The 3,482-nt window shown below is 69.6% G+C and carries 2 protein-coding genes; both read left to right on the forward strand.

Annotation, left to right across the window (positions count from 1 at the left end; genetic code table 11):
• Window positions 1-1,313, forward strand: a 1,313-nt coding sequence (locus tag AQI88_RS41875) for a type I polyketide synthase (protein WP_159050579.1), incomplete at its 5' end; no start/stop codon positions are given.
• 99 nt (window positions 1,314-1,412) lie between these two features.
• A partial coding sequence (locus AQI88_RS41880; RefSeq protein ID WP_425264590.1) for a type I polyketide synthase occupies window positions 1,413-3,482 on the forward strand: 2,070 nt, incomplete at its 3' end.

The following is a 3,482-nucleotide window of genomic DNA, read 5'->3' on the forward strand; positions in this document are numbered from 1 at the left end:
CGTTGATCACCGGTGGAACCGGTGCGATCGGCGGGCACGTGGCGCGCTGGCTGGCTGACCGTGGTGCGCAGCGGCTGGTGCTGACCAGCCGGTCCGGTCCCTCCGCCCCCGGTGTCGCCGAGCTGGCGGCCGAGCTGGCGAGGGCTGGTGCGCGTGTGGATGTGGTGGCGTGTGATGTCAGTGAGCGGGCGGATTTGTCCGGGCTGCTGGCCTGGACCGGTGCGGATGGTCCTGCGTTGTCTGCGGTGATGCATACCGCGGGTGTGCTGGATGACGGTGTGGTGGACCGGCTGTCGGTGGAACGGCTGGCGACGGTGATAACGGCCAAGGCGGCCGGCGCGGCGTTGCTGGACGAGCTGACCGCCGACCTCGACCTGGACGCGTTCGTGCTCTTCTCGTCGGCCGCCTCCACGCTGGGCGCCGCCGGCCAGGGCAACTACGCGGCGGCGAACGCCTTCCTGGATGCCGTGGCGGAGAGCAGGCGGGGCCGGGGCCTGGCCGGTCTGGCGGTGGCCTGGGGTGCTTGGGCGGGTGGTGGTTTTGCTGAGGCGAGTGAGGAGGTTCGTGCCCGGGTGCGGCGGGGTGCGATGCCGGCGATGGATCCGCAGCTGGCGGTGCGCGCACTGGGCGAAGCGATCGAGGGTCCCGACGCCGTGCTGACGGTGATGGACGTCGATTGGGCGCAGCTTGCTTCGGCGCATGGTGGGGCGGACTTGCGGGGGATGCCGTTGGTGCGGGATCTGCCCGAGATCCGCCAGCTGGCCGCTGTGGCTGTGGGCACGGAGGGTGTGGTGCGCGGTGAGGGCGAACTGGTCCAGCGGTTGGCGGGGTTGGGCCGGGCCGAGCAGGAGCGGGTGCTGGCCGATGTGGTGCGGGCTGAGGCGGCTGCGGTGCTGGGGCACACTTCGGCGAAAGCGGTCCCGGACAAACGGGCGTTCAAGGCTCTGGGCTTCGACTCGCTGTCAGCGGTCGAACTGCGCAACCGGCTGAACGCAGTGACGGGCTTGCGGCTGCCCACCACGCTTGTGTTCGACTACCCCACCCCCGTCGCACTTGCCACTTGGCTGCGCACCGAAGTCATCCAGGACGAGACCGGGTCGGTGCCCATACTCGCTGAGCTGGACCGACTCGAGGTCGCCCTCCGGGCGGAGTTGGCGGACGAACCGGTGCGGGACCAGATCACCGACCGACTGCGTCGGCTTCTGGACGTCGTGGGTGCCTCATCCGCTGACACAAGCAGGAGTCGGCGTGAATCCGAACTCGACACGGCGACCGACGACGAACTGTTCGCCCTCGTCGATGAACTCGAATGATCCACACGACCCCGATGGCTCCGCGCCGTCCGAGTTCCCCCGCCCGCTATGCGCGGCCTTCCTCTTACCACTGCTCGACATCACTTCTGGGAGCTGAACGTGTCTGACGAGGACAAGCTTCGTACATACCTGAAGCGGGCCATCGCCGACGCCCAGGATGCCCGTACCCGGCTGCGTGAAGTGAAGGCGCGGGCGGCGGAGCCGGTGGCGATCGTCGGGATGAGCTGCCGGTTCCCCGGCGGTGCGGGCAGCCCCGAGGAGTTCTGGGAGTTGCTGGCTGCGGGCGGGGATGCGGTGGGCGGGTTCCCGACCGACCGTGGCTGGGACCTGGACAGCCTGTTCGACCCTGACCCGGAGCATGCGGGAACTTCCTACACCCAGGCGGGCGCGTTCTTGCAGGGCGCGGCGGGCTTTGATGCGGGCTTCTTCGGGATCAGCCCGCGTGAGGCTCTCGCCATGGACCCGCAGCAGCGGTTGCTGCTGGAGGTGTCGTGGGAGGCGCTGGAGCGGGCCGGAATCGATCCCGGAACGTTGCAGGGCAGCCCGACAGGTGTCTTCGCGGGTGGTTTCGCGTCGGGTTACGGGCTCGGTGTGGCGTTGGCGGGGCAGGACGCGGCCGGTGTCGAGGGTCACTTGATGACCGGTAACGCGACGAGTGTGCTGTCGGGTCGTGTGTCGTATGCCCTGGGTCTTGAGGGCCCGGCGGTGACGGTGGACACGGCGTGTTCGTCGTCGCTGGTGGCGCTGCACCTGGCCAGCCAAGCCCTGCGGTCCGGGGAGTGCTCCCTGGCGCTGGCCGGCGGCGTTACGGTCATGGCGACGCCGGGGACCTTTGTCGACTTCTCCCGGCAGCAGGGGTTGTCGGCGGATGGCCGGTGCCGGGCGTTCTCCGCGGATGCGGACGGGACGGGATGGGCCGAGGGTGCCGGTGTCCTGGTGCTGGAGCGGTTGTCCGATGCCCGGCGTAATGGGCACCGGGTGCTGGCGGTGGTGCGGGGCACTGCGGTGAACCAGGATGGTGCGTCCAATGGTCTGACGGCGCCGAACGGTCCCTCGCAGCAGCGGGTGATCCGGGCCGCCTTGGCCAGTGCCCAGTTGTCGGCTGCCGATGTGGATGTGGTGGAGGCGCACGGTACGGGGACCACGCTGGGTGACCCGATCGAGGCGCAGGCGCTCCTCGCGACCTATGGTCAGGAGCGGCCGGGGGACCGGCCGTTGTGGCTGGGTTCGGTGAAGTCCAACATCGGGCACACGCAGGCTGCCGCGGGCGTGGCTGGTGTGATCAAGATGGTGCTGGCGTTGCAGCACCAGGAGCTGCCGCAGACGCTGCACGCGCAGGAGCCGTCGCCGCACGTGGACTGGTCGGCGGGTGAGGTGCAGCTGCTGACCGAGGCTGTGCCGTGGCCGGCGGATGGCCGGGTGCGGCGTGCCGGTGTGTCCGCGTTCGGCATCAGTGGCACCAACGCCCACGTCATCGTCGAAGAGGCTCCTGAGCCTGCCGAGACCGAGGTTTCCGGGGACATCGGGGAGAGCGGAGAAGCGGAAGTTCCCGCGGTTGTGGAGACCGCGGGTGTGGGTGCGTGGGTGGTGTCGGGTCGGTCGGCTGAGGGGTTGGCGGCGCAGGCGGGCCGGTTGCGGGAGTGGGTTGCTGCCCGGCCGGAGCTGGAGCCGGTGGATGTGGCGTGGTCGTTGGCGGTGTCACGGTCGGTGTTTGAGTACCGGGCCGTGGTGTTGGGTGGCGAACGCGAGGAGTTGGTGACCGGCCTGGAGAGGCTGGCTGGTGGGGTGTCTGCGGCTTCGGTGGTGTCGGGGGTGGCACGGCCGGGGGCGCGAGTGGGGTTGGTGTTCGCGGGTCAGGGGTCGCAGTGGGTGGGGATGGGGCGCGGTCTGTATGAGGGCAGTCGCGTTTTCGCTGAGGCGTTTGATCAGGTGTGTGGGTTGCTGGAGCTGGAGTTGGGGGTGTCGGTCCGGGATGTCGTCCTGGGGGCGGACGGCGTCGATGAGGCTTTGGTGGATCAGACGCTGTATGCGCAGGCGGGGCTGTTTGCGTTCGAGGTGGCTTTGGCGGCGGTGTTGAAGGCGGCTGGTGTGGTCGCGGATGCGGTGGTGGGTCATTCGGTGGGTGAGGTGGCTGCTGCGTATGTGGCGGGGGTGTTGTCGCTGTCGGAC

Origin of the sequence: Streptomyces cellostaticus, assembly GCF_001513965.1 — a bacterium.
Lineage (GTDB): Bacteria > Actinomycetota > Actinomycetes > Streptomycetales > Streptomycetaceae > Streptomyces > Streptomyces cellostaticus.